At 72.0% G+C, this 24026-nt stretch carries 16 protein-coding genes; 11 read left to right on the top strand and 5 right to left on the bottom strand.

The window, feature by feature from the left end; translation table 11 throughout:
• Positions 1–270 precede the first annotated feature (270 nt).
• Entirely contained in the window at positions 271–447 is a 177-nt protein-coding gene (locus AC069T_RS08200) for a hypothetical protein (protein ID WP_478781941.1), read from the bottom strand.
• A 670-nt stretch (positions 448–1117) separates the two neighbouring features.
• Positions 1118–2011 (bottom strand): SDR family NAD(P)-dependent oxidoreductase, encoded by an 894-nt coding sequence (locus AC069T_RS08195; protein ID WP_478781940.1) that lies wholly within the window; start codon positions 2009–2011, stop codon positions 1118–1120.
• A 326-nt stretch (positions 2012–2337) separates the two neighbouring features.
• Between AC069T_RS08195 and AC069T_RS08190 the strand changes: the two genes are divergently transcribed.
• From AC069T_RS08190 to AC069T_RS08165, 6 genes are all read left to right on the top strand, one after another.
• Positions 2338–2889 (top strand): EF-hand domain-containing protein, encoded by a 552-nt coding sequence (locus AC069T_RS08190; RefSeq protein ID WP_478781939.1) that lies wholly within the window; start codon positions 2338–2340, stop codon positions 2887–2889.
• Positions 2890–3337: 448 nt separating this feature from the next.
• Positions 3338–4162, top strand: a complete 825-nt coding sequence (locus AC069T_RS08185; RefSeq protein ID WP_478781938.1) for an SAM-dependent methyltransferase — start codon at positions 3338–3340, stop codon at positions 4160–4162.
• A 190-nt stretch (positions 4163–4352) separates the two neighbouring features.
• Entirely contained in the window at positions 4353–5615 is a 1263-nt protein-coding gene (locus AC069T_RS08180; protein WP_478781937.1) for a cytochrome P450 family protein, read from the top strand.
• Positions 5612–12943 carry an amino acid adenylation domain-containing protein gene (locus tag AC069T_RS08175; RefSeq protein ID WP_478781936.1) on the top strand — a complete coding sequence of 2444 codons (7332 nt, stop codon included), beginning with the start codon at positions 5612–5614 and terminating at the stop codon, positions 12941–12943. Before AC069T_RS08180 ends, AC069T_RS08175 begins: the two co-directional genes overlap by 4 nt.
• A 4-nt stretch (positions 12944–12947) precedes the next feature.
• The gene (locus AC069T_RS08170) at positions 12948–15482 is read left to right on the top strand and encodes an FAD-dependent monooxygenase (RefSeq protein WP_478781935.1); all 2535 of its coding nucleotides are present in this window, start codon (positions 12948–12950) and stop codon (positions 15480–15482) included.
• Between the two features lie 82 nt (positions 15483–15564).
• Complete coding sequence (locus AC069T_RS08165; RefSeq protein ID WP_478781934.1) at positions 15565–16398, top strand: 50S ribosomal protein L11 methyltransferase; 834 nt, start codon at positions 15565–15567, stop codon at positions 16396–16398.
• 28 nt (positions 16399–16426) lie between these two features.
• Here AC069T_RS08165 and AC069T_RS08160 read toward each other — a convergent pair whose 3' ends face one another.
• Together AC069T_RS08160 and AC069T_RS08155 are read right to left on the bottom strand one after the other, a co-directional pair.
• Positions 16427–16678 (bottom strand): acyl carrier protein, encoded by a 252-nt coding sequence (locus AC069T_RS08160; protein WP_478781933.1) that lies wholly within the window; start codon positions 16676–16678, stop codon positions 16427–16429.
• Positions 16679–16706: 28 nt separating this feature from the next.
• Entirely contained in the window at positions 16707–17669 is a 963-nt protein-coding gene (locus tag AC069T_RS08155) for a beta-ketoacyl-ACP synthase 3 (RefSeq protein ID WP_478781932.1), read from the bottom strand.
• 645 nt (positions 17670–18314) lie between these two features.
• Between AC069T_RS08155 and AC069T_RS08150 the strand changes: the two genes are divergently transcribed.
• Together AC069T_RS08150 and AC069T_RS08145 are read left to right on the top strand one after the other, a co-directional pair.
• Complete coding sequence (locus tag AC069T_RS08150) at positions 18315–18491, top strand: hypothetical protein (RefSeq protein ID WP_478781931.1); 177 nt, start codon at positions 18315–18317, stop codon at positions 18489–18491.
• Between the two features lie 77 nt (positions 18492–18568).
• Positions 18569–19189 (top strand): hypothetical protein, encoded by a 621-nt coding sequence (locus AC069T_RS08145; protein ID WP_478781930.1) that lies wholly within the window; start codon positions 18569–18571, stop codon positions 19187–19189.
• Here the strand turns inward: AC069T_RS08145 and AC069T_RS08140 are convergent.
• Entirely contained in the window at positions 19169–19717 is a 549-nt protein-coding gene (locus AC069T_RS08140) for a putative immunity protein (RefSeq protein ID WP_478781929.1), read from the bottom strand. The two genes, AC069T_RS08145 and AC069T_RS08140, sit on opposite strands and share 21 nt — an antisense overlap.
• 289 nt (positions 19718–20006) lie before the next feature.
• Here AC069T_RS08140 and AC069T_RS08135 point away from each other — a divergent pair, with 289 nt between their 5' ends.
• The 3 genes from AC069T_RS08135 to AC069T_RS08125 all read left to right on the top strand — a co-directional run bounded on the left by AC069T_RS08135 (position 20007) and on the right by AC069T_RS08125 (position 24002).
• The gene (locus AC069T_RS08135; protein WP_478781928.1) at positions 20007–20819 is read left to right on the top strand and encodes an SDR family NAD(P)-dependent oxidoreductase; all 813 of its coding nucleotides are present in this window, start codon (positions 20007–20009) and stop codon (positions 20817–20819) included.
• A gap of 374 nt (positions 20820–21193) precedes the next feature.
• Positions 21194–22387, top strand: coding sequence for an amidohydrolase (locus AC069T_RS08130; RefSeq protein WP_478781927.1), 1194 nt, complete (start codon positions 21194–21196; stop codon positions 22385–22387).
• A 148-nt stretch (positions 22388–22535) separates the two neighbouring features.
• The gene (locus tag AC069T_RS08125) at positions 22536–24002 is read left to right on the top strand and encodes an aminotransferase class I/II-fold pyridoxal phosphate-dependent enzyme (RefSeq protein ID WP_478781926.1); all 1467 of its coding nucleotides are present in this window, start codon (positions 22536–22538) and stop codon (positions 24000–24002) included.
• Positions 24003–24026: the final 24 nt, after the last annotated feature.

Raw genomic sequence — 24026 nt, 5'->3', positions numbered from 1 at the left:
CATCTTCCCGATGACGCATCACGTGGAGTGCGTGGCGATTCTTGAGCCGGTCGCGAAGGGCTCCTGACCTGCGGTTTCTTGCGTGCGCATTATGTGCGGTGTGGGCGTTACGGGCGATATCTTGAAGCTGAAATGATGCTCGTGACGCTCATTTGACGCTTGTTCTGAGGCTGATTGTGCAGGTCGTGCTGGGTGGGAGGTGTGCTCCCGAGGGCTGGCTTTGCGGGAACCTGAAGGAAGATCGGCCGGGACGTCTGGCGGAGCGGGCGCTCAGTAGGTGGGCCCGTAGGCGCTCCAGTGCCCGAGGAGGGGCCTTGGGTCGTCGGCGCGCAGCTCGGGGACGTCGGGCAGCCGGGGTGGTGTGTTCAGCGGGTCGAGGCGCTCGATGGTGGCCGTTGCCCAGCTGATCCACGCCTCGGCCTCGGTTCTGGCCTGCCCCGGCAGCATGGCGCAGCGGCCGGTGTCGTTATTGGTGATCGTGAAATGCCGCCCGGAAACGCAGCCGTGCCGCCCAGCCTCTCCCGTGCGCCGGCTCGGACAGGACGACCTCGGCGGAAGATCACCTGAATCAGGTATGCCATACGCCTTGTCGGCAGGCAGACACCAGGGGAGGCCGGTTACGCAGCTCTGCGCAACGACTCGACATGGGAACACGCGATGACGTCTCGGGCCGTCGGCATTGGCTGGACCGCGCGCGCCGCGCCGAGAAGCGCCCGTCTCGTGCCGGCCCCTGCGAACGAACTGAACCGCCTCGCCGGAAGCCCTTCCTGCCGCTATCGGCCTGAGGGCACCCCTTGTTGGGTGGCAGCCAGCGCGGGGCGCGGTGGCGGTGTTCCGAGGGCTGGTCATGGCGGCCGGCTCGCTACCGAACCCCAGCCGCCACGTGGATCACCGTGCTGGACGTCCATAACGCCCTCACCGATAACCGCCAGTGGGCTCGAATCCGTGCCGGATTGTGCCGCGTACTGCTTCGGGGTGCTGGTCGGCCTGGGGCGGCAGTGCACCCGTTCCCGCTCGTGCGGTGCCGGCCGTCGGCTCACGCATCGCGTACGCACGAGAGGGAGTGGAGGCTGCCGCCGGGCCCTCTCGTGTGGTGGGGCCGGCGGCTCGGGGGCGTTCAGTTCCTGAGGTTCTTAAGGGCCGACGTGCCGCCGAAGACCCGGTCCAGGGCCCGGTCGGGCAACAGCCTGGACAGAACCCGGCTGCCGGCCGCGTCGCGGCCGACGGTGTACCGGGTCCTGGGCCGCTCGGCGACCAGTGCGCGGAAGACCACCCGGGCGACATCGTCGACGGTCGTGCGGCTGCTGCGGGCCGAGGTCTCGTTGGCCTCCATGAAACCGAGGAACGAGTCGCGGTAGAGCTCCCGGACCGGCTCGGGGGCGCCCTCCAGAGCCCGGTTGCCCGTGTCGGACATCTTGGACCAGAGGGGGGTCAGGACAGCACCCGGCTGGATCACCACAACGGGGATGCGCTGCGGGGCGAGCTCGCGGCGCAGCGCGTCGCTGAGGGCCTCCTTGGCGAACTGGGAGGCGGCGTAGGCGCCGAGGTAGGGGAGGGCGACGTTCCCGAGGCCCGAGGACACGTTGACGATCCGCCCGGTGCCGGCACGCAGCAGCGGCAGGAAGCCCTGGACCATCTGCACCTGGCCGATCACGTTGATGTCGAGCTGCCGGCGCAGCTGCGCCATGGGCACGCACTCCAGCGGAGCCGTGACCGCGATGCCCGCGTTGTTGACCAGTCCCCACAGCCCGGCGCCGCCGAGCAGCCCGGTCACTTCGTCCACGGCCGCCCGGACCGACTTCTCGTCCGTCACGTCGACGATCACCGGGGTCAGCTGGCCGGCCGCAGCGGCGCGCAGCCGATCCCCGTCCTCGGGGCGGCGAACCCCGGCGAGGGCGTGGAAGCCGACCCGGGACATGTGGAGTGCGCAGGCTTCCCCCAGGCCGGAGGAGGACCCGGTGATTAGTACGGCCCGGCCTGCGGGGGACGTCGGACCCGACGATTTCGACACGTGTTCACTCCGGTTGAGAACGTGGAGGCGGACAGGGCCGTGCCCTGCGGATCAGCCAGCAGGGCGTTCCGCTCGCTTGCCGGCGTGGCAGTGGTGGCGCGGGCGGCGTCTTCGGCCCTCGGAGCCGACGGCGTCCGGCGAACGCGCACGGCGTTCCGCTTCCGTGGGCGGGACTTCAGTATGTGCGGCGGCCCGTGCCGAACGCATTCCTACGAGTGGCCCGGCTGGGCCGAAGGAGTGGAAGACGGAGATGAGCACTTTTGTGCGGGATGTACCTCGCGCAAAGGTGCTCGTGTACATCCCCCCTTCGTCCCCAAGGAGGACACGTGACCGCCGCAGTACAGGACGTCATCACCACCAAGCTCGAGCGCACCTTCGACACCATGGATGCCAACCACGACGGCTACCTGGACTGGTCGGACTACCAGAAGCTCGCCGACCGCTACATCCAGGCGTACAAGCTCGACAAGAACGACCGCCGGGCCAGGGCGCTGCAGACCTTCTGTCAGATCTACTGGCTGGAGCTGCTGCGCCACGCGGGCGTGGACGGCGACCGGCTGACGAAGGACCAGTTCGTCACGGCCAACCGCCTCGCCGTCGTCGACACCAGCCGTCTCAACGTGACCGAGGGCGGCGGCCACGCGATCTTCGACGTCATCGACGTCGACGGCGACAACGAGATCAGCAAGGGCGAGTTCGAGCGCTTCCTGCGGGACGTGTGGAAGAGCGAAGCCCCCGACGCGATGGACATGTTCACGAAGCTGGACACCGACGGTGACGGCGCGATCTCGCGCCACGAGTTCATCCGCGCCGTCCGCGAGCACTTCCTGTCGAACGACCCGGAGGCGCCGGGCAGCCTGTTCTTCGGGCGCGTCTGAGCGGATCCGGTCGGTCCGTACGGGCTGACACCGCGACCGTGCTTTCGCACCCGCCCCGCCGGGCACTGCTTCGTACCCACCCCTTCCGGGGGGGTGGGTACGGGCGTGCCCGGCGGGCGCGTGCGCCAAGAAATGGCCCCTGTCCGAACGACGGCGGCCCTCGGATTGCGGTTGCGGCTCCCGCCCGGCAGACCAGGGCAGCACGGCGCGCGAACCGCGACGTGTCGGTCCCGGCGTCACGCGGCTCCGGCCGCCGCCCGTTCCGCCGGACAGGTGACGCCTATGTCCACGAAACGGTGAAACCGCAGCTCATTCGTCCCATCTCGGCCAACTGGCTTGTCACCATCGTCACGCTTACCACTCGCACCACAAGCCCGATCGCGCAGATCGACCGGGCCTCCCCCATGGCCACAGCGCGTGGCTCGACGAACCGTGAAAGGTCTCCCTCATGCTGACGCAGAACCGTCATACGTCCGGCGACGTGGGGACCTTCTACGACCGTCACACGGATGTGTACGACCACGCCCTCGGCGGCAACATCCACGTCGGCTACTGGGAGGACGACGCGGACGACAGCTCCATGCGGGAGGCGACCGACCGGTTGACGGACCTCGTCACCGAACGCCTCGCCCCGGCCGAGGGCCAGCACCTGCTCGACGTGGGCTGCGGCCACGGCAGCACCGCGGCGCGTATCGTCGCCCGCCACGCCGTGGAGATCACCGGCATCAGCGTCAGCGACTACCAGGTGAACCTGGCCCACAGTCGTCCCCTGTCCCCGGCCCTCCCCGGACGGGCCACGTTCCGGCTGGCCGACGCCATGGAGAACCCCTTCGATGACGAGACCTTCGACGGCGCGTACGCCATCGAGTCCCTGATGCACATGAAGGACAAGAAGGCGGCCCTCGGGCACATCGCACGGGTCCTGCGTCCCGGCGGCCGGCTGGTCATCGCCGAGCACAGCCTCGCGGGCAAGCTCGCCGCGCCGGACGCGGCCCGCATGGCCGACGCGTACGCGTACTTCAAGTTCTCGCTGACCACCGACATGTACGGGGAGCTGCTGCGGGAGGCCGGTCTCGAAGTGGTCGACCACACCGACATCACCGAGAACGTCCGGCGCTGCTACGGCAGCATGATCAGCGGCTGGCGGAACGCCGCGGACAACTCCAGCGGCGAGACGTCGCGCGAATGGGCGGCGGCGGCCGACCTGGGCCACTGGTTCTTCTTCGAGGTCCCGGAGCTCCGCTACGGGCTCCTGACCGCGGTTCGCCCCTGAGTACCGATTAACCACCGTCCACCGCTGGACACCGTTCGCCGCCGTTCGTCACCGAGCGCCGTTCGCCGCCGTTCGTCGCCGAGCGCCGTTCGCCGCCGTTCGCCGCCGTTCGTCGCCGAGCGCCGAGCGCCGAGCGCCGAGCACCGCCGTTCGTCGCCGAGCACCCCTACCGCCGCCGAGGTCGTCGCCCATGCCCTCCCCGCCCTCCCGCGACCGCTGCCCCTACCGCCTGGACGGCAGCGCCGCGGACATCCACGGCGAAGCCGGGGCGCTGCGCGCGCTGGGGCCGGCCGCCCGGGTCGAACTGCCCGGCGGCGTACTGGCCTGGTCGGTGACCGATCCGGGTCTCGTCCGGCGATTACTGGTCCACCCCCGAGTCTCCAAGGACGCCCACCAGCACTGGCCCGCCTTCGTCGACGGCGACCTCCCCGCCGACTGGCCCCTGCGGATCTGGGTCGACATCCGCACCGTCCAGACCGCTTACGGACCCGACCACACCCGGCTGCGCCACCCCTTGGTGCCCGCGTTCGGCGCCCGCCGCGTGCGGGCGCTCGCCCCGTGGATCGAGGAGACCACCGCCGTACTCCTCGACGACCTCGCGCGGGAGGCGGCCCTCGCCCCCGACGGGGTCGTGGACCTGCGGAAGTGGTTCGCCACGCGGTTGCCGTGGCGGACGGTCACCACGCTGGTCGGGCTTCCGGAATCCATGCACGACGGCTTCCAGGCCGTCAACGACATGGTCTTCACCACCGACCTGAGCGCGGAGCAGGCGAGTGCCACCGAGGCGGAGGCCGCGCGGCTCCTCGCGGAGCTGATCGTGCTCAAGTCCGAGCGGCCCGGCGACGACATCGCCACCGCGCTGGTCGACGCGCATCGCGAGGGCCTGCTCGACGAGCGGGAGGTGGGCGACAACATCTGGATGGTGCTGGGCGCCGGTTACGGGACCACGGCGAACCTGCTCGACCACGCCGTGGTCAACCTGCTCACCCATCCGGAACAGCGGGACCTGGCCGTGACGGGCCGGGTCGGTTGGGGCCGGGTCGTGGAGGAGACGCTGCGTCACCAGGCCCCGGTGGCCGCCTTCATGATGCGCTTCCCCACCGAGGACCTCCACGACGAACCGACGGGACTGACGTTCGAGCGGGGCGACGCCCTCGTCATCAACTACGCCGCGGTCGGCCGCGATCCCGGAGTTCACGGCCAGGGGGCCGACCTTTTCGACATCACCCGCCCCACCGTCCGCGAGCACCTGGCCTTCAGCCACGGCCCGACCTACTGCCTGGGAGCCGAACTCGCCCGGCTGGAGGGCCGTATCGCGCTGTCCGCGCTCTTCTCCCGGTTCCCCGGCCTCGGACTCGCCGTCGGCCCCGACCGCCTTGCCCCCCTGCCCTCCCTCATCTTCAACGGCCACCGGGAGATCCCGGTACGGCTCGAAGGAAACCCCCACAGTTGAGCACCCACCTCGGATCACCGCGCCCGTTGACGTCGTACCAGCGAGACATCTGGTCCGTCGGATCCCGAACGCCGGAATCACCGCAGTTCAACTGCGTGCTCCACGAGCGTCTGCACGGTGGCGTCGACCACCGCAGGCTTGCCGCCTGCGCGGAACGCGTGCTGCACCGCCACGAGACGTTCCGGCTGCGGTTCGCCGACAGCGCCGGCGTCCCCTTCCAGCGGGTGGCGCCGGAGACGGTCCCGGTCACCGTGGTCGACCTCTCGGGCGCGCCCGAACCGGACACCGCCCGCGCAGAATGGATGCGCGCGTCGATGGGGCGCGCCCTGCCGATGAACGGCGGCCCTCTGGTCGAGGCCACGGTCCTCCTGGAGGGCGCGGACGTCACGCACCTGCATGTCAAGGCGCACCACATCGTCGCCGACGGCTGGACCCTCGACCGGCTGGGTCACGAGATCCTCCGGGAGTACGCCCGCGCTTCGGAGGGCGACCGGCGGAAGACCGACGGGGAAGCCCCCTCCTACCTGGCGTTCGTCGGAGAGGACGCCGCCTACCTCACGGGGCCCGACGGCGACCGCGACCGCGCCTTCTACCGGGAGTACCTCGCGGACGTGGCACCCGCCCTGTTCACCCGTACGACGGGCGACGGCCCGCGCGAGCGGGGGCGCCACTCGTTCGTCGTCGACGGCGCCCTCGTCGAGCGCGTCCGCGCCGCGGGCCACTGGCCCTCCACCTACGTCGCGGCCATGCTCGGCCTGTGGTTGACGCGCCTGCACCGCAGCGAGGAGGCGGTGCTCGGCGTTCCCTTCCTCAACCGCCCGACGAAGCGGCACAGGGACGTCCTCGGCCAGTTCGCCAACACCCTTCCGCTGCGGATCGCGGCCCCCGGCGGACTGACCGTCCGGGAACTCCTCGCCGAGGTCCGGGACACGACCCGCCGGCTCCGGCGCCACGAACGGCTCCCGCTCGGCGAGGTCCTGCGCGAGGCGTCGCCGGCGGCCGGGAGCCCGCGGCAACTCTTCGACGTGACGCTCTCCTCCGTGAACTGGTCCCGGCCGGACGTCCCGGGAGTCGTCCGGCGCAGCGCCCTGATGGCCCCCTCGCACGACCAGGCGGCGTTGGGCGTCCTGGTCTCCGCCTTCGACGACACCGCCGACATCCGCGTCGACCTGGACTACGCCCGCGACGTCTTCGACGAGGACCTCCCCGTCACCGCCGCGGCCGGGCACCTCAGGACGCTCCTGGAGCACGGGGTGGACCTGCTGGACCGGCCGCTCCGCGACGTCCCCATGCTGACTCCGGCCGAGCACCGGGACCTCACCGCCGGACGCGCGCACGGCCCCCGGGTGCCCTACGCGGACCAGGCGACCCTGCACGGGCTGTTCGAGGCCCGGGCCGCCGCCCTGCCGGAACGGGCCGCCGTCGTCACGGCGTCCGGCGGGACGCTGACCTACGCCGAGCTCGACGAGCAGGCCAACCGCGTCGCCCGCGCCCTGCGGGCGGCGGGCGTCGGCCCGGACGACCGCGTCGCGGTGATGATGGAGCGGGGGCCGCGGCTGCCGGTCGCGCTGCTCGGCATCCTGAAGGCCGGCGGCGCCTACGTACCCGTGGATCCCGATCACCCGGCTGAGTGGGTGGACTTTCTGCTGCGCGACAGCCGCGCCAAGATGGTGATCGCCGATGGGGGGCCCGCCGGCCTCCCCTCGGACGTCGACGGCGAGCCGACCGGCCTCTCCCCGGGCTCCGACGGCGTACCCACCAGCCCCTCCCCGGGCTCCGACGGCAAGCCCGTCACCTTCCCCCCGCACGTGGCCGTCCGACCGATCGACGACCTGCTGACCGGCAGCGGGGCCCCGGTCGAGCCGGTCGCCACCTCCCGGAACCTCGCCTACGTCATCTACACCTCCGGCTCCACCGGGCGGCCCAAGGGCGTCATGGTCGAGCACCGCAGCGTGGTCAACCGCCTCGCGTGGATGCAGCGCCATTACCCGCTCGGGGAGGGGGATGTGCTTCTGCAGAAGACGCCGGTCTCCTTCGACGTCTCGGTGTGGGAGCTGTTCTGGTGGGCCGTCGAGGGCGCGACCGTGGCCCTGCTGCCGCCCGGCGGTCAGCGAGACCCGCGCGAGGTTCTGCAGGCCGTCCACGAGCACGGAGTCACCGCCGTGCACTTCGTTCCCTCGATGCTCGGCCCGTTCCTCGACGTGCTGGAGGAGCCGGCGGCCGCACGCGAGGTCCTCGGGACCCTGCGGTACGTGTTCTGCAGCGGTGAGGCCCTGCCCTGCGCGCGGGTCGAGGACTTCAACCGCCTCGCCGACCGGTATCGCCGTGAGAGCGGCGCCGAAGCGTCGGCGAGGCTCGTGAACCTGTACGGCCCGACCGAGGCGACGATCGACGTCTCGTCCTACGACTGCCCGGCCGACCCCGGCCGCGCCGTCGCACGGGTCCCCATCGGCCGGCCGATCGACAACACCAGGCTGTACGTGCTGGGCGGCGACGACCTGCCGCAACCCGTCGGCGTCGCGGGCGAACTGTGCATCGGCGGCGTCGGCGTCGCCCGGGGGTACCTCGACCGCCCGGAGCTGACCGCCGAGAAGTTCGGCGACGACCCGTTCGTGCCGGGCGGCCGTCTCTACCGAAGCGGGGACCTGGCCCGGTGGCTCGCGGACGGCACCCTGGAGTACCTCGGACGGATCGACGACCAGGTCAAGATCCGGGGGCAGCGCGTCGAGCCCGGCGAGGTGGCGGCAGCCCTGCGCGCCGTCTCCGGGGTGCGCGACGCCGTCGTGGTGGGACACGCCACCGCCGACCGGGGAACCGTCCTGGCCGGCTACTACGTCGCCGAGACCGCGACCGACCTCGACGCGGCGCTGCTGCGCGAGCGGCTCGGGCGGGCGCTGCCGGCGTCCATGGTCCCGGCGTCCTTCACCCGGATCGACGCGATCCCCCTGTCCGCCAACGGCAAGGCCGACCGCCGCGCTCTCCCCCCGCCGGACGACACCGCCGGGACCGCCGCCGGAGCCCTCGGGGGCGGGCAGCCGCGCAACCGCACCGAGGCGGTCCTCGCCGAGGTCTGGGCCCGCGTCCTCGGTCACGACGCGGTGGGGGTGCACGACGACTACTTCGCCCTCGGCGGCGATTCGATCACCATGCTCAGGGTGCGCGCCGAGGCGGAGGCCCGGGGCCTGCGCCTCTCGCTCACCGACATCCTGCGGAACCCGACGGTGGCGGGCCTCGCCCCGTACGCCGAGGAGTGCGACGCGTCCGGCGCCGAGGCCGGCCCGGTCCCGTTCGCCCTCGTGGCCGACGTGGACCGGGCCCGGCTGCGGGACGCCGAGGACGCCCATCCGCTGACCCGGCTCCAGCTCGGCCTGCTCTACCACAGCCGTCGGCACGAGTCCTCGGCCAGGTACCGGGACGTCTTCCGGTACACCCTGGAGATGCCGTGGGACGAGAAGGAGTTCCGCCGCGCCTTCGACCGGCTGACGGCCCGGCACCCGGCGCTGCGGTCTGCCTTCGACCTGAACGGCGCCGAACCGCTGCAGGTCGTCCTGCCCCGGGCGCGCGGTGGCCTGGAGATCACCGACCTGTGTCCGCTGGACGACACGGCGGCCGAAGCCGAGGTGGCCGCGCACATCGAGGAACGCCGCCGCCACCCCTACGCGTTCGACCAGCCGTCGCTGTACCTGTTCCGCGCCCACGTACGACCCGCAGCGGTCGATCTGGTACTCAGTTTCCACCACGCGCTCCTTGACGGCGGCAGCGTCGCCACCCTGCTCCAGGAGCTGCTCCAGGACTACGCCCACCGCCTCGGCCTGGACATCGGCCCCGTGGACGGAGCGGCGCCCCCCTCGCCGGCGGCCCACGTGCGGTTGGAGCGGGCCGCCCTGCGTTCGCCGGAGTCCCGGCGATACTGGCGCGAGAAACTGGCCGACTGCGAGCCCCTGCCGGTCGAGTCGTTCTCGCCCCACCTGCCCGGCACCGGACACCGTCCGGCCTCCCGGCGGGTCGACCTGCCCGCCACCCTCGTCGAGCGGGTGCGGAGCCTCGCGGCCGAGCACGCTCTGCCCGTCAAGTCCGTGCTCTTTGCGGCGCACGCCCTGACGCTGGCGGCGCTCGCCGGCACCCGTGACGTCACCACGGGCCTCGTCACCCACGGCCGCCCGGAGACGGCCGGTGCGGAACGCACCGCGGGGCTCTTTCTGAACACCGTGCCCGTACGCCTGGACACCGCGCGGGACAGCTGGCTGGAGGTGGCACGCGCGAGCTTCCGCCAGGAACAGGAGGACCACCCCCACCGCCACTACCCGCTGAGCGCCGTCCAGGAGGACCACGGCGGCTCAGTGCTGGACACCGCCTTCAACTACGTGCACTTCCGCCAGCTCTCCCGCGTGCTCGACGTGCCCGGTCTGCGTCTGACCGGGTTCCGCACCTGGGAGGAGAACGACTTCCGCCTCCTGGTGAACGCGATCACCGAGCCGGACGGCACCGGCACGTGGCTGCGGGTCGACTGCGACGGGGAGACCTTCCCGGCCGAGCAGGGTGACCTCTACGCGGACTGCTACCTGGACGTCCTGCGCCGTCTGGTGGAACACCCTGACGAGGCACCGGACTTCGCCTTCCTCGCCCCCCGCCCCGTCCTCGCCCCTCCGGCGGAGCACCCCACGGTCGTCTCCCGCTTCGCCGAGCAGGCGGCCCGCACCCCGGACGCGACCGCCGTGGTGGCGGGCGGGGAACGGTGGAGCTACGCCCGGCTGGCCGAGGCCGCGCAGAACGTGGCCGGGCGGCTGCACGCGCTCGGCGCGCCGGCGAACGCCCGGATCGGGGTCGCCATGAACCGGTCCCCGCTCACCATGGCGGTGCTCCTGGGCGTCATGCGCGCCGGATGCGCGGTCGTCCCGGTGGACGTCAGCTATCCGCCCGCGCGGCTGGCCACCATGGTGGAACAGGCCCGGCCCTTCCGCGTCGTGGCCGAGGCCGCGCACGCCCACCTCGCCGGCGACCCGGCGCTGCTGCTGCCCGCCGAGTCGGTGGCCGCGCCCGCGCCGGACGGGCCGGCGCGGGGCGGACCGGACGGGCCGGTGGCAGGGGACGGACCGGGCGGCGAGGACACCGCGTACGTCCTGTTCACCTCGGGCTCCACCGGGACCCCCAAGGGCGTCGTCATGCCGCACCGCACCCTGGCCGCCCTGGTGGCCTGGCAGGCGACGGCGCCCAGCGCGGTCCCCGGCGGCGTCACCCTCCAGTTCGCGCCGCTGAGTTTCGACATCTCCTTCCAGGAGATCTTCTCCACCCTGTGCTCCGGTGGCACCCTGTGCCTGGCCGACGACGCGCGGCGGCGTGACATGCCCGCGCTGCTGCGCCTGCTCGACCGCGAGCGCGTCGAGCAGGTCTTCCTCCCGCCGGTGGCCCTCCAGCAACTCGCGGAGTCCGCAGGGGCACTGGGCGTCTCCCCGCCGGCCCTGCGGGCGGTGATCACCTGCGGCGAGCAGCTGCGCGTCACCCCGGAGATCCGCGCCTTCTGCGCCGGGCTCCCGGGGGTCGTCCTGGAGAACCACTACGGCCCCACCGAGACGCACGTGGTCACCGCGTTCACCATGACCGGGGACCCCGCGGCCTTCCCCGCGCTGCCGCCGATCGGCCGCGCCGTCGACGGGGCCGAGGTGCACGTCCTGGACAAGCGGATGCGCCCGGTGCCGATCGGGGTGCGGGGCGACGTGTACCTGGGCGGCAACTTCCTGGCCGACGGCTACGAGGGTCGGCCGGACCTGACCAAGGAGCGCTTCCTGCCGCACCCGTTCGCGGGCGGGGACCACCGGCTCTACTACACGGGCGACGTCGGCATGGTGCTTCCGGGCGGCGACGTCGTCTTCCTCGGACGCGACGACGCGCAGGTGAAGGTCCGGGGTTTCCGCGTGGAACCGGCCGAGGTGGAGCTGGCCGTCACCGGCCTGGCGCACGGCTGTCCCGGCCTGCGCGACGCCGCGGTCGTGGCCCGCGAGCGGGCGGACGGCGAGACCTTCCTCGCCGCCTTCCTCCTCGGCGAAGGCACGGACGAGGACCTGGCCGGCGTCCGCGAGGGGTTGCGCGCCGTCCTGCCCGCCCACATGGTCCCCTCCCACCTGCAATGGGTCTCCCGGTGGCCGCTGACGCCCAGCGGCAAGCGCGACGACGCCGCACTGCGCCGCCTCCCGCTGGCCGTCCCCGACCGCGCTCCCGACACCGGTCCGCGCGACGCGTACGAGCGGACACTGGCCGAGATGATGGCGGACGTCCTGGGTCTGGACGCGGTAGGAATGCATGACAGCCTCTTCGACCTCGGCGGCACGTCGCTGACCGCGATGCGGCTGGTGGTCCGGATCGAACAGCTCTACCGAGTGCACCTCCCCCTGGCCGAGTTCGTCGCAATGCCCACCCCTGCCGGGCTCGCGGCACGGCTGCGCGAAGGCGGGGCGAAGGCCGCGTTCGACCCCCTCGTACCGCTCCGCCCGCAGGGCTCCCGCCCGCCGCTGTTCATGGTCCACCCGATGGGCGGCACCGTGCTGTGCTACGTCGCGTTCGCCCGGCACTTCCCGGCCGACCGGCCGCTGTACGCGTTCCAGGCGGCCGGAGCCGACCCCGGCACCACGCCGCTGCGCACGGTGGAGGACCTCGCGGACAGCTACCTCGCCGCGCTGCGGAGGGTGCGCCCGCACGGCCCGTACACCATCGGCGGATGGTCCTTCGGCGGCTTCGTCGCCTTCGAGATCGCCCGCCGGCTGCGGGCGGAGGGCGAGCGGGTGACCCTGCTGGTGGTGGACACCACCGCCCTGGACCAGGGGCCACGCTCCTCCCACGACGACGAGGCCATGCTGGAGTGGTTCTTCCATGAGCTGCTCTGGCCGCGCGACGGCGGCGCGGCACCCGCTCCGGCCGTCCCGGGCGGGCCCGGCTCGCCGGAGGAGAGGTTCGCGTCCATGGCCCGCGTCGCGAGCGAGCGGGGCATCCTGCCGGCCGGAAGCTCCGGGTCCGTCGTACGCCGCCTGTTCGACGTCTACCGGGCGAACTGGCACGCAACGCTGGCCTACCGCCCCCCGCGCGAGGACCAGGACCTCACGCTGTTCCGGGCCGCCGAGCCGCTGCCCACCGTCCTGTCCGCCATGCACGGCGCCGCCCGCACCCGTCATCAGGACCCTTGCAACGGCTGGAGCGCCGTGACCGGCGGACGGATCCGGACGGTCCGGGTCCCCGGGGACCATCTGACAATGATGGAAGAGCCGCACGTGGCCCGTCTGGCGAGCACCCTCGCCGAGCTGATCGACGCATCCGACCAAGACCACGGGGTGGGCTGACGCCATGCCATCGGGACGTCCTGCGAAAGCCCTCGTCATCGGTGCCGGCATCGGCGGTCTGACGTGCGCGGTCGCACTCAGGCGCGTCGGCGTCGAGGTCGAGGTGTACGAACGCGCCACCGAGCTGCGCGAAGCCGGCTCGGGCCTGTCGGTCATGAGCAACGCCGTCACCGCCCTCGCCGGCCTCGGCATCGACCTGGCCCTGGACAAGCGCGGCCGGGCCGTGGAGTCGTTCAGGATCATGGACCGGCGCGGCCGGCTCATCAGGGACCTGCCGTTCGGGGAAGCATGCGAGCGGGCGGGCGCGCGGAGCTTCTGCCTCAGCCGCGCGGACCTCCAGGAAGCCCTGCTGACGGAAGCCGGCGACTGCCCGGTCCACCTGGGGGCGACCGCCACCGGATTCGACACCACGGGCCCGGGGGTCACCGTCCGCTTCGCGGACGGCCGTTCGGCGAGCGGGGACGTCCTCGTCGGCGCTGACGGGTTCCACTCGGCCGTACGACGCCACCTCGTCGGGCCCGAGCAGCCACGGGACTGCGACCACCTCTTCCGGCTCGGCATCGTCCCCTTCCAACACCCGCGCCTCACCGAGGGGGCCGTACGCCACTACTGGGGGCGCGGGCAGCGCTTCGGCCTCATCGACATCGGCCACGGCCGGTGCTACTGGTGGGCCGCCATGAGCACCACCCCCGGAACGCCCGCCCCGGACCACGTCAAGGACACCGTCCGACGGGCGTACGAGGGGTGGGCCGACGAGGTGCGGGCGGTGATCGAGGCCACCCCCGAGGCGGACATCCTCACCGTCCCCTCGCGCGACCGGCCCTTCCTGGAGCGGTGGGGCGACGGACCCCTCACCCTCCTCGGCGACGCCGCCCACCCCATGCTGACCACGCTCGCCCAAGGGGCGGGCACGGCCATGGAGGACGCCGTCGTCCTGGCCCGGACGCTGGCCGATCCGACGACGGGCGACGACCCGGTACGGGCCCTGCGCGCGTACGAGGAACTGCGCCGTGACCGCGCGCGGGCGATGGTGGCCGGCTCCCGCAGCATGAACAGGCTGACCCAGGGCGCCCGCCCGCACCGGCGGCTGCTCCGCGACGCCTACTTCCGGCTGGTGCCCCGCCGCGTCCTCGTCCGGCAGACCGCGCAGGCCCTCACCTACCCGGGCGGGCGGGGCGCCGGGCCCGGTGACGTCCGCCGGGACCTGAGTCCCCTGGAACGGTTGTACTGGATTGCCGACCGGACCTCGCCGCTCAACGTCGTCGCCCGCGCCCGGGTCCACGGACGCATGTCCCCGTCACTGCACCGCCGCGCCCTGGACGTCCTCCAGCTGCGGCACCCCCTGCTAAGCGTCGCGATCACCGACGACGGCGCCGGGGCACACCCCGCTTTCGTCCCCGTGGACGGACGACAGATCCTGCTCCGGCGCGTCCGCGTGCGACCGGGCGACCCCGCAGCCGACACCCGGTGGCAGCACGAGGTCGACAACCGCGAACTCGCGGAGGGCCTGGACTGGCGTACCGGGCCGCTGCTGCGCGCGGTGGTGATCACGTCGGGAGGGACGGAAGGCGAAGTCGAGTTCCACGACCTCCTGTTGACGGTCTCGCACGTCGTCGCCGACGGCAAGACGTGCCTGTCCCTGGTCCGCGAGTGGATCGAGATCGCCGCACAACTGGACCGCGGAGTAACACTGCCGACCACTCCGCGGCGGATCCTCCCCGCGACGGACGACCTGCTCCCGCGCCGCCACCGGGGCGCGGCGGGCGCCGCCGGGTTCCGGGCCCTGATGCGCCGGGAGGAACGGGCGTCCCTGACCCGCCCCGCACAGCGGATCGTCCCCGACGGGCACGTCCCGTTCGAGCGGCGGCGCACCCGGATGACGCACCGGTCCCTCACCGCCGACCAGTTGGAGCGCCTCGTGCGGGCCGCCAAGAGGCACGGCACCACGGTCCACGGAGCCCTGGCCGCCGCGATGGTGTCGGCGGTCGCTCGGGACGCGGGCACCCCGGCCGCCGCATACTTCTCGATCGGTTCGCCGGTCGACTTCCGCGCCGACCTCGAACCGTCCGTCCTCCACGACGAGGTCGGCACCTACGTGGCCACGGTCCCCACCCGCGTCCGGTACGAGCCGGGCGGGTCGCTGTGGCCCATGGCCCGGGACATCAGCCAGGACCTGGTGCGGCGCCGGAAGCGGCAGGACCACCTGGCCACGATCAGCCTGCCGCGCGTGGCGGGTCCCGGGTCGCTGGCGGACGGCGAGTCGTTCATGCGGTTCATGGACGAGAAGGGACCGATCAACCTGTGCCTGTCCAACGTCGGCCGCTACGACTTCCCCGAACGGGCCGACTCCTGGCGGATCGACGGCGCCCAGTTCCTCACGGGCGTCTCGGTGATGGGTGCCGTCGTGGCGACGGCGACCACCGTGCACGGCCGGCTCGCGTGGAACTTCGGCTATGTCGAGGGCCTGGTTACGGAGTCACGCGCGCGGCGCATCGCCGACGACTCCGTACACGTCGTGCTGTCCGCCCTCACCGAGTGACCGGCCGGACCGGACACGCGCCGGTCATGGCGAACCCCTTGGTTCCCTCCTCCGCCCCTCCCCTCCGAAAGGTCCCGTTCCGATGACCAGTGCTCCCGACCGCACGCCGACACGACGACGTGTCCTGCACGCCGGCGAGAGCGGTTCGCTGTGGCAGGTCCGGCCCTCATGCGGGATCTTCGAGTTCCGCGGCACGCGTCTGCGGCTCATGGTGGAAGACCCCTCAGAGGTCCTGTTCCCGACCGACTGCGGGCTGAGCCTGCTCAGCGCCCTCGACGGCACCGGCGCTCCCGTACTGGAGGGAGTCAACGCCCTGGACATCGGCGCCGGTTCCGGTCTCTACAGCGTCGCCCTGCTCGCGGCCGGTGCCGAGCGGGTGACCGCCCTGGACATCAACCCCGCCTCCGTCGCCCAGACCGTGGCCAACGTGACGGCCAATGGGCTCGACCGCTCACGGCTGACGTGCGTCACGTCGCCGCTGGAGGAGTACGCGCCGGACGAGCGGTTCGACCTGGTGATCACCAACCCGCCGCACCTCCCCCACGATCCGAGCTACGCCAGGACGGACGGACTGGAGACGGCCCTCGTCGCCCGGAGGGGCGGCCGCGCGGTGTACGACGCCGTCGTCGACCGCGTGGACGGGTTGCTGGCGCCGGGCGGCTCCCTGCTCATGGCGCACTCCTCCCTCGCCGACATCCCCCGGACCGTCGCGGAGCTCACCTCACGCGGCTACGAGGCCGAGACGCTGGAGGTCTTCGAGATGGACATCCCGCTGCTGGCGTACGCCGAGCACATGGAGACCCTGCAGACCCGCCTGAAGGAACTGCGAGCGGAGGGCCGGGCGGAGTTCGACGGATCGCGTTTCACGGTGCACGCCCTGCTGTTCCGACGCCCCCGGCGCGCAGCCCGCCGCTGACGCCCTTCGCGGGTACGGCCGGCCGGTCTCAGACCGACGCGTCCTGCCTGCCCTGCCTGTCCTGCTCTTCCTGCATCAGCCGCGCGATCTCGGCGACGGTGCCCGCTTCCGAGAGCTCGTCGAAGCCGATCCTCAATCCGGCCTCCTCCTCCAGCACGAAGGACAGCTCCACAACGAACAGCGAGTCCAGGCCCAGGGCCGGTGGGGTGGCCTCGGGGGTCACCAGCTCGGGCCGCACCTGGAACCTGCCGGTCAGGATGCCGACCAGGGTGTCGTACATGCCGTTCCTCCGAACTGAGCGGGACGAGTCAGTGCGAGCGTGCGAGGCGCGGCCACACGAGGGTGGTGGCGCCCCAGGCGAGGCCGCCGCCGAAGGCGGTGAGCAGGACCCGGTGTCCCGGTTCGAGGTCTCCCGCGCGGTCGGCACGGTCGAGCAGGATCGGGATCGAGGCGGCCGAGGTGTTGCCGACCTGCTCGATGTCGGACAGCACGCGGTCCGCCGCGACGCCCAGCCGCTGCGCGAGCACGGCCAGGATCCGCGCGTTCGCCTGGTGTGCGACGATCCGGTTCGCCTCCTCCGGCTTCCACCGCGCGGCGTCCAGCGCCGCGCGTGAGGCGGAGGTCATGTGCTCCACGGCCCGCCAGAACACCTCCCGCCCCTCCAGGCGCATGTACGGGTCCGCCGGGGCGCCACCACCGGCCGCTGAGCGTTCCTCGGAACCTCCGCCCCGTACGGTGATCAGGTCGCGGCCGTCGCCGTCGCTGCCGAGGACGCAGGTTCCGAGGGCGCCGAGTTCCTCGTGGTGGCCCGAGCGCAGGACGACGGCACCGGCGCCGTCGCCGAAGAGCATGCTCGTGGGGTCGGCCGGGTCGACGTTCAGCGAGAGCGTGTCCGTGCCGACGACCAGGACGCTGTCGGCCGTGCCTGCGGCGATCAGGCCCTGGGCGACCCCCAGGCCGTAGACGAAGCCGGCGCACACGGCCTGGACGTCCAGCGCGGCCGCCCCGGTCATCCCCAGGCGCGAGGCGACGCTGGGTGCGGTGCCGGGGCACGGCCTGTCCGGTGTCGTGGTGGCGACGACCACGGCCGCGACGTCGTCGACCGCAGCCCGGGAGAGGGCCTCGCGGCCGGCCGCGACGGCCAGGTCCCCGCTGGTGGTGCCCCGCTCCACGACGTGCCGGAACCGGATGCCGGAGCGCTGGAAGATCCAGTCGGGCGACCGCCCCAGGCGCTCCGCCAGCTCCTCGTTGGCCACCTTACGCGGCGGCACGTACGACCCGACTCCCGCCAGGACGGACGCCGGGACCGCTCGGTTCCTCACTGCCCCTGCCCTCGCTCCGGGAGACGGGCCAGAAGCCTCACGGGGATCGCCGCTCCGCACCTTCGACAGCTCTCCCGAACAAAGCTCCATGTGCCCACATGCATGCGCAAATCCCCCGTGGGGCACAGTCGTACCACGCCCGGAAGCCCGACGATCCGAGCGACGCGCGATCCTGGACCACGAAACGCCGCCGGCGACTGCTCGGAAGCAGCCGGCCGCGTGTCAGTGGGCCTTTCCCGCCCGCTGACGGGCAGGTCGTGCCAAGGCATCCCGACACGCACCTGTGCGACCTCATCCGCCAGCCGTCCGCACGCCGCCGGAGGATCGCCTGCTGCCGGCCGCCGACCCGAAATGCCGAGCGAAGCGCCCTATCCACAGCGACAGCGACCATTCACCCCGAGTAGGCGTCCCGCTGGGCGCGACTACGAGAGGATCCGGGAGGAGAGTCACGCTGACGTACTCCTCGACGTCCTGGCGCTGCGCACGCGCCTCCCCATTCTCCCGAGGCACCCCAGGGACCAGGCGGGATGGAGCGCGGCGGCCGACGCGTCGGGACAACTCGCGGGCCTGGCCCAGGTGGTGACCCTGAACTACGTGACCGCACAGGCCGTCCGCCGCGCCCACGAGCAGGTGGCCGTACCCAGCGGTGGCGCCCGGCTGGTCCGGCCCGACCTCGGCCTGGAACACCCCGCCTACTCACGTGAGGAGGTGTCTCAGACGTCCTTCGTGGAACGGCGGCTGATGCCGTCGCTCGCCCCTCTCTCTGTCTAGCCCGCGGCAGTGACACGGCGTGGGAGCGTGCGCGACAGGCGTCGTACCGCGCGGGAGCCCGCAGGGCAGCGGAGCAGTTGTCGCGCGCCCAGGCCGCCGGAGACACGACGGCCGAGCTCGAAGCACTGCAGAAACGTGTCCGGCAGCTCGAAGAGGACGCCACATCCTGGGACGACATGGCACAGAGCTGCATGGAGGAACGCGACAAGGCGCGAGACGATGCCGCCACCGCTGAGGCCCTGCGTCAGGACCGGGACTACTGGAAGAACGAGTACCTGAACCTGTCGAAGGGCGGGAGCGGGCAGGCGGCCACATTCGACGCCTGGAGCGAGATCCCACCTCTGGGAACGGACGCCGTGCCCACTTTCGAAGCTCTCGCCAAGGCGTCGGAGGAGCACATCGTGTTCACGGCGAGCGATGTCGGCCTGTCCATTCGGCGCCACGCGGCTGGAAGACGGATGGAGCCGGTAGCGGGCCGGTCCGCCATCTCGGGCTCCTCGTCGACCAGGTTGAACCCACCAAGGTCCGCGCACCGGCGGGTGCGGTCCCCGAGGAGTAAGCGCAGGCTCGGCCATGAGGCTTGTTTGACGCTGTGGAGGCCGGCAAGCCGGGGCGAGAACGGCCGCCTGGTCTGGTATCCGCCGCCCGGCACGGCCGCACCGTCTGAACGTTCAAAGTCACTCAGCGAGGGTGAGTGAACGAAGGTCGGCGTCCAGCTTGCGAATCAACTCACCAACCCGTCCGCCGCCACCCGGCGCCGTCGGGAAGCGTTTGAGCACGTCGACGACGACCGGCGTCGCATGATGCAGCGTCTGCTCAAGATGTTCGGCACCAACGCTCCGATCGTCGTCCGCGACGAGTTCGACCGCCCTGGCCGCATGAGCGCCAGCTCCGAGAATGTGCTTGACCTGGGTGGCCTTGGCCAGGGGGTGCAGGTAGGCGGCGCCTGCCGCAGACATCGCTGCCCGAGCCGCCTCGCGCGCAGCCGCAGTGTCCGCGCTCTTGGCTGCCTTGAGTGCCGCCCACGCTCTGTCGCGCAGAGCCTTCCCTCGCTCACCACCTCGAGCGAACTCCCACGCGGCGCCGACAGCGTCTCGAGGCCGCAAGTCGGTCGGCTGGTCGCCCTCGAATACGCCGAGCACCCCTTCCGCGCACGCTGCAGCGAACGCGGTGACCTCCCGAAGATCTTGCTTACTCAGAGCGATCTCGCTCACTTCCCCTGTCATGACTCCATCGTCGACCATTGTGCTGGACAGCCAGGCGGCTGGGGCGGCTTCGGACCGGCCCCATGCCGACTGGCTCCCGCGCAGACCGGATCGTGGAAGGCCGCCCGGCCACAGCAGACAGCACATCACCGACCTCGGGGTCGGGCAGGGAGCGGGCGACGTCGGTCTGGGCGACCATGCCGACCAGGTCGTGCCCGTGGATCACCGGCAGGCGGCAGCGCACCGACCCAGGGACAGCCGCGCGGTCTTCGCCAGGCGTGGCCCGGGGCGCGGCGGTTTCTCGTCCGCCATGACTGACACACGGCCACTTGCCCTGATCACCGGCGCGTCCAGCGGAATCGGCCAAGAGCTGGCCCGGCAGTTCGCCCTGCACGGTTATGACCTGGTGGTGAACGCGGAGGACGAGCGGCTGGAGACCGCCGCACAGGAGCTACGTGAGACGGGTGCGCAGGTCCGCGCGGTGCGCGCCGACCTACGGACCGGCGAGGGGCGATTCCGGCTCCTGGACGCGCTCGACGGTCTGACGGTCGACGTAGCCGCCCTCAACGCCGGGACGGGCCAAGGTGGCGCATTCGTCGACACCGACCTCGCCGACGATCAAAAGGTCATCGACCTCAACGTCACCGCGACCGTGCGGCTGGCCAAACCGCTGCTGCGGGCCATGGTGACGCGCGGCGCGGGCCGGCTCGCCTTCACTTCGTCCGTCGCCTCGACGTTGCCCGGTCCCTTCCAGCCCGTCTACAACGCGTCCAAGTCGTTCGTGCAGTCCTTCGCCCAGGCGCTGGCGGAGGAGACGAAGGGCACCGGTGTGACGGTCACTTCGTTCATGCCGGGCCCGACGGACACGGGCTTCTTCGACCGGGCGGGTATGGCGGAGGACACCCGGATCGGCACCATGAAGAAGGACGATCCGGCGCAGGTGGCCGAGCAGGCGTTCGCGGCGATCGTGAAGGGCGAGAAGAAGGCCGTGACCGGGTCGTTGAAGACCAAGGCGCAGGGCCTGGCCGGGAAGGTGCTGCCCGACGGGGTGAAGGCGGCGGCCCACCGGCGACTGGCGGAACCGGGGACCGGTGCCGAAGAGGGTCGCGGGGGACAGGAGTGACGCCGGGGCCGCCGTTGCGGCCGTTGGACGGTGCCGGTGTCACCCGCACCGTCGTGGGCACTCCAGAAGCCATGAGTGCCAACCGACTGGTTCCCGAGTCCGTGGCCCTGCTGACCGAGGGTTCGCCTGGCTGCCCGACGTGATGCGCGCCGAGAACGACACATCGCTGAGCCTCCGCGTTCACGCACATGGCACGGACCGCGGCGACAAGGGCGGAGGGGAAGGCGGCGGCACGCCGCCCGAGCAGCAGCCGGACTCGGTCAGATCTTGAGCCCATCGGAAGATGGCCGGGCCCCGGATCCGGTGACACTGAAGCTGACGGCTGAGACTTGCGAGGCCGAGGGCCTGAGCGCCTTCGGCCCTGGGGAGGCAGCATGGCGATCACAACCGACGTCGCGTACGCCCGTATCGGACGGGGGGTGACCGCTCGCGCCCAGCAGCTATGGGAGGTCGCACTGGAACTGCACCGCGCGCCTGAGCTCGCCTTCCAGGAGCACCGGGCGGTCGAGTTGCTGACCGGCCACTTCGAGCGGGCGGGCTTCCTCGTCGAGCGTGACGTGGCGGGTCTGCCCACGGCGTTCACCGCTCGGACGGGTGACGGCAACGGGCCCTGCGTCGCGCTGCTCATGGAGTACGACGCGCTCCCGGAAATAGGGCACGCCTGCGGACACAACCTGATCGCCGCGGCGGGACTGGGAGCGGCGCTCTCGCTGCGCGACGCGCTGGAGCAGGTGAACGGCACGCTCCTCGCGGTCGGCACCCCGGCCGAGGAAAGCGGCGGCGGCAAGGTGACGCTCACCGATGCAGGGGTCTTCGAAGGCGTCGACGCCGCCCTGATGTTCCATCCGGGCGTGCACACCTGGACTTGGGCGCCGTTGACCGCGCAGTGCCAGGTGCGCGTGGGGTTCCACGGCCGTGCGGCGCATCCGACGGGGAACCCGACCGAGGGCGTCGACGCGCTGGCGGCGCTCGTCCAGCTGTTCAACGCGCTCGCCGTGCTGGGCCGGCGCCTGCCACCTGGATCGCACGTCCAGGGCATCGTGACGGAGGGCGGCACGGCCACCAACATCGTGCCGGCCTTCGCCGAGGGCCTGTTCGGACTGCGGGGCGGCACCACGGCCGCGCTCGACGACCTGGTCGCCGAACTGGCGCGGTGTGCCGAGGGCGTCGCGCTGTCCACCGGTACCACGGTCGACACGGTTCGTGTGACGGCCGGGTACGAGCACTTCCGCGACAACGACGTGCTGTCCGGACTGTTCGCGGAGCATCTCGCACGGGCCGGCATTCCCGCCCGCGAACCCGAACCGGGGGTCTACCTCGGCTCGTCGGACATCGGGAACGTCAGTACGCGGGTCCCCGCCATCCACCCCTTCGTGGCGATCATGGACGATGCGGACAGCGACCACACCCCGCAGTTCGCTGAGGCCGCCGCCGGTGAGCGCGGGCGTGCCGCGATGCTCGCCGCGGCGGAGGCGCTGGCCTGTACGGCAGCGGACGTGCTGCTCACTCCCGGGACGGCGGAGCGGGCGCGGCGCCGCCTGCTGGAGAAGGCGGAGGCCGGCCTGTAGCGGCGCGGGCCCGGCCTGTGCGGGCTGGTGAGCCGCCGGGCCGGCGCCGCCCGCCGAACGGGTGCGCGCCCGGTTCCGGGGTGCACCTGCACGGCCGCATCCGGCGGCAAGCCGTTTCCCTCCCAGGAGGCCAGGGCAGTCGAGGCACATGGACCACTCGAAAGCGCCGGTACTCGAAGCCCTGGCGGCGTACCACGCCGAGAAGCAGACCCCCTTCACCCCGCCGGGCCACAAGCAGGGACGCGGCGCCGACCCCCGGGTCCGCGAGGTACTCGGAAGCGCGGTCTTCCACTCCGACGTACTGGCGACCAGCGGGCTGGACGACCGGACGTCTTCCCACGGCGTCCTCGAAGAGGCACAGACCCTGATGGCGGACGCCGTCGGGGCCGAGCACACCTTCTTCTCCACCTGCGGCAGCTCGCTGTCGATCAAGGCGGCGATGCTGTCGGTGGCAGGGCCGCACGAGAAGCTGCTGGTGGGACGCGACGCGCACAAGGCGGTGGTCTCAGGACTGATCCTTTCCGGTATCCGGCCCGTCTGGGTCACCCCGCAATGGGACTCCCGGCTGCACCTGGCTCACCCGCCGTCCGCGGAGGCGTTCGAGGCCGCCTTCGCCGAACACCCCGACGCGAAGGGCGCCCTCGTCACCACGCCCACGCCGTACGGCACCTGCTCGGACCTGTCCGCCATCGCGCGGGTCTGCCACGAGCGGGGCAGGCCGCTCATCGCGGACGAGGCGTGGGGCGCGCACCTGCCGTTCCATCCGGATCTGCCCACCTGGGCGATGGACGCCGGAGCAGACGTCTGCGTGACCTCTGTGCACAAGATGGGATCGGGACTGGAGCAGGGTTCGGTCTTCCACCTCCAGGGCGAACTGATCGCCCCCGAGGTGCTCAAGAACCGTGAGGACCTTCTCGGCACGACGAGCCCCTCGGTCCTCGTCTACGCGGCCCTGGACGGCTGGCGCCGCCAGATGGTCGAGCACGGTCGGGCCCTGTACGACGACACGCTGGCCCTCGCCGCATCCGTACGGGACCGGATCGCGGACATCGAAGGCATGCACGTACACGGGCGGGACGACTTCTGCGGTACCGGCCTCGCGGCCGACATGGACCCCCTCCAGATCATCATCGACATCACCTCGCTCGGCACGACCGGCTACCGGGCGGCCGACTGGCTGCGCGAACACCACCGGATCAACCTCCACCTGTCCGACCACCGCCGCATCAGCGCCCAGTTGACCCATGCCGACGACGAGGACTCCGCGCGGGTCCTCCTGACGGCTCTGCGGGACGTCGCCGCACACGCGGACCAACTGCGTCCCGCTGAGCAGGTCGACGTCCCGGACCCCGAACAGATCCGGCTGGAGCAGGTCATGCTCCCGCGCGACGCGTTCTTCGGGCCCACCGAACAGGTGCCGTGGGAGAAGGCAATCGGACGGATCGCCGCGGAGATGATCACTCCGTACCCGCCTGGCATTCCCGCCGCAGTGCCCGGCGAGCGCCTGAACGCCGAAGTCCTGCGTTATCTGCGTACCGGCGTCGACGCCGGCATGGTCGTGCCGGACGCCGCCGACACATCGGTCGAGACTGTGCGTGTCGTTGCCGAGGACTGAACCGACCACGAGTTCGGCATGACG

This window comes from Streptomyces sp. NPDC043867 (assembly GCF_056435845.1).
The sequence above is the reverse complement of the archived record's forward strand: the minus strand, read 5'-3'. Positions and strand labels throughout refer to the sequence as shown.

What these genes read in the sequence shown, in the direction of transcription:
- AC069T_RS08200 (WP_478781941.1), bottom strand. Translation starts at nt 447, where the DNA reads ATGCTGCCGGGGCAGGCCAGAACCGAGGCCGAGGCGTGGATCAGCTGG.
- AC069T_RS08170 (WP_478781935.1), top strand. Translation starts at nt 12,948, where the DNA reads ATGCCATCGGGACGTCCTGCGAAAGCCCTCGTCATCGGTGCCGGCATC.
- AC069T_RS08140 (WP_478781929.1), bottom strand. Translation starts at nt 19,717, where the DNA reads ATGACAGGGGAAGTGAGCGAGATCGCTCTGAGTAAGCAAGATCTTCGG.
- AC069T_RS08125 (WP_478781926.1), top strand. Translation starts at nt 22,536, where the DNA reads ATGGACCACTCGAAAGCGCCGGTACTCGAAGCCCTGGCGGCGTACCAC.
- AC069T_RS08135 (WP_478781928.1), top strand. Translation starts at nt 20,007, where the DNA reads ATGACTGACACACGGCCACTTGCCCTGATCACCGGCGCGTCCAGCGGA.
- AC069T_RS08130 (WP_478781927.1), top strand. Translation starts at nt 21,194, where the DNA reads ATGGCGATCACAACCGACGTCGCGTACGCCCGTATCGGACGGGGGGTG.
- AC069T_RS08185 (WP_478781938.1), top strand. Translation starts at nt 3,338, where the DNA reads ATGCTGACGCAGAACCGTCATACGTCCGGCGACGTGGGGACCTTCTAC.
- AC069T_RS08165 (WP_478781934.1), top strand. Translation starts at nt 15,565, where the DNA reads ATGACCAGTGCTCCCGACCGCACGCCGACACGACGACGTGTCCTGCAC.
- AC069T_RS08180 (WP_478781937.1), top strand. Translation starts at nt 4,353, where the DNA reads ATGCCCTCCCCGCCCTCCCGCGACCGCTGCCCCTACCGCCTGGACGGC.
- AC069T_RS08160 (WP_478781933.1), bottom strand. Translation starts at nt 16,678, where the DNA reads ATGTACGACACCCTGGTCGGCATCCTGACCGGCAGGTTCCAGGTGCGG.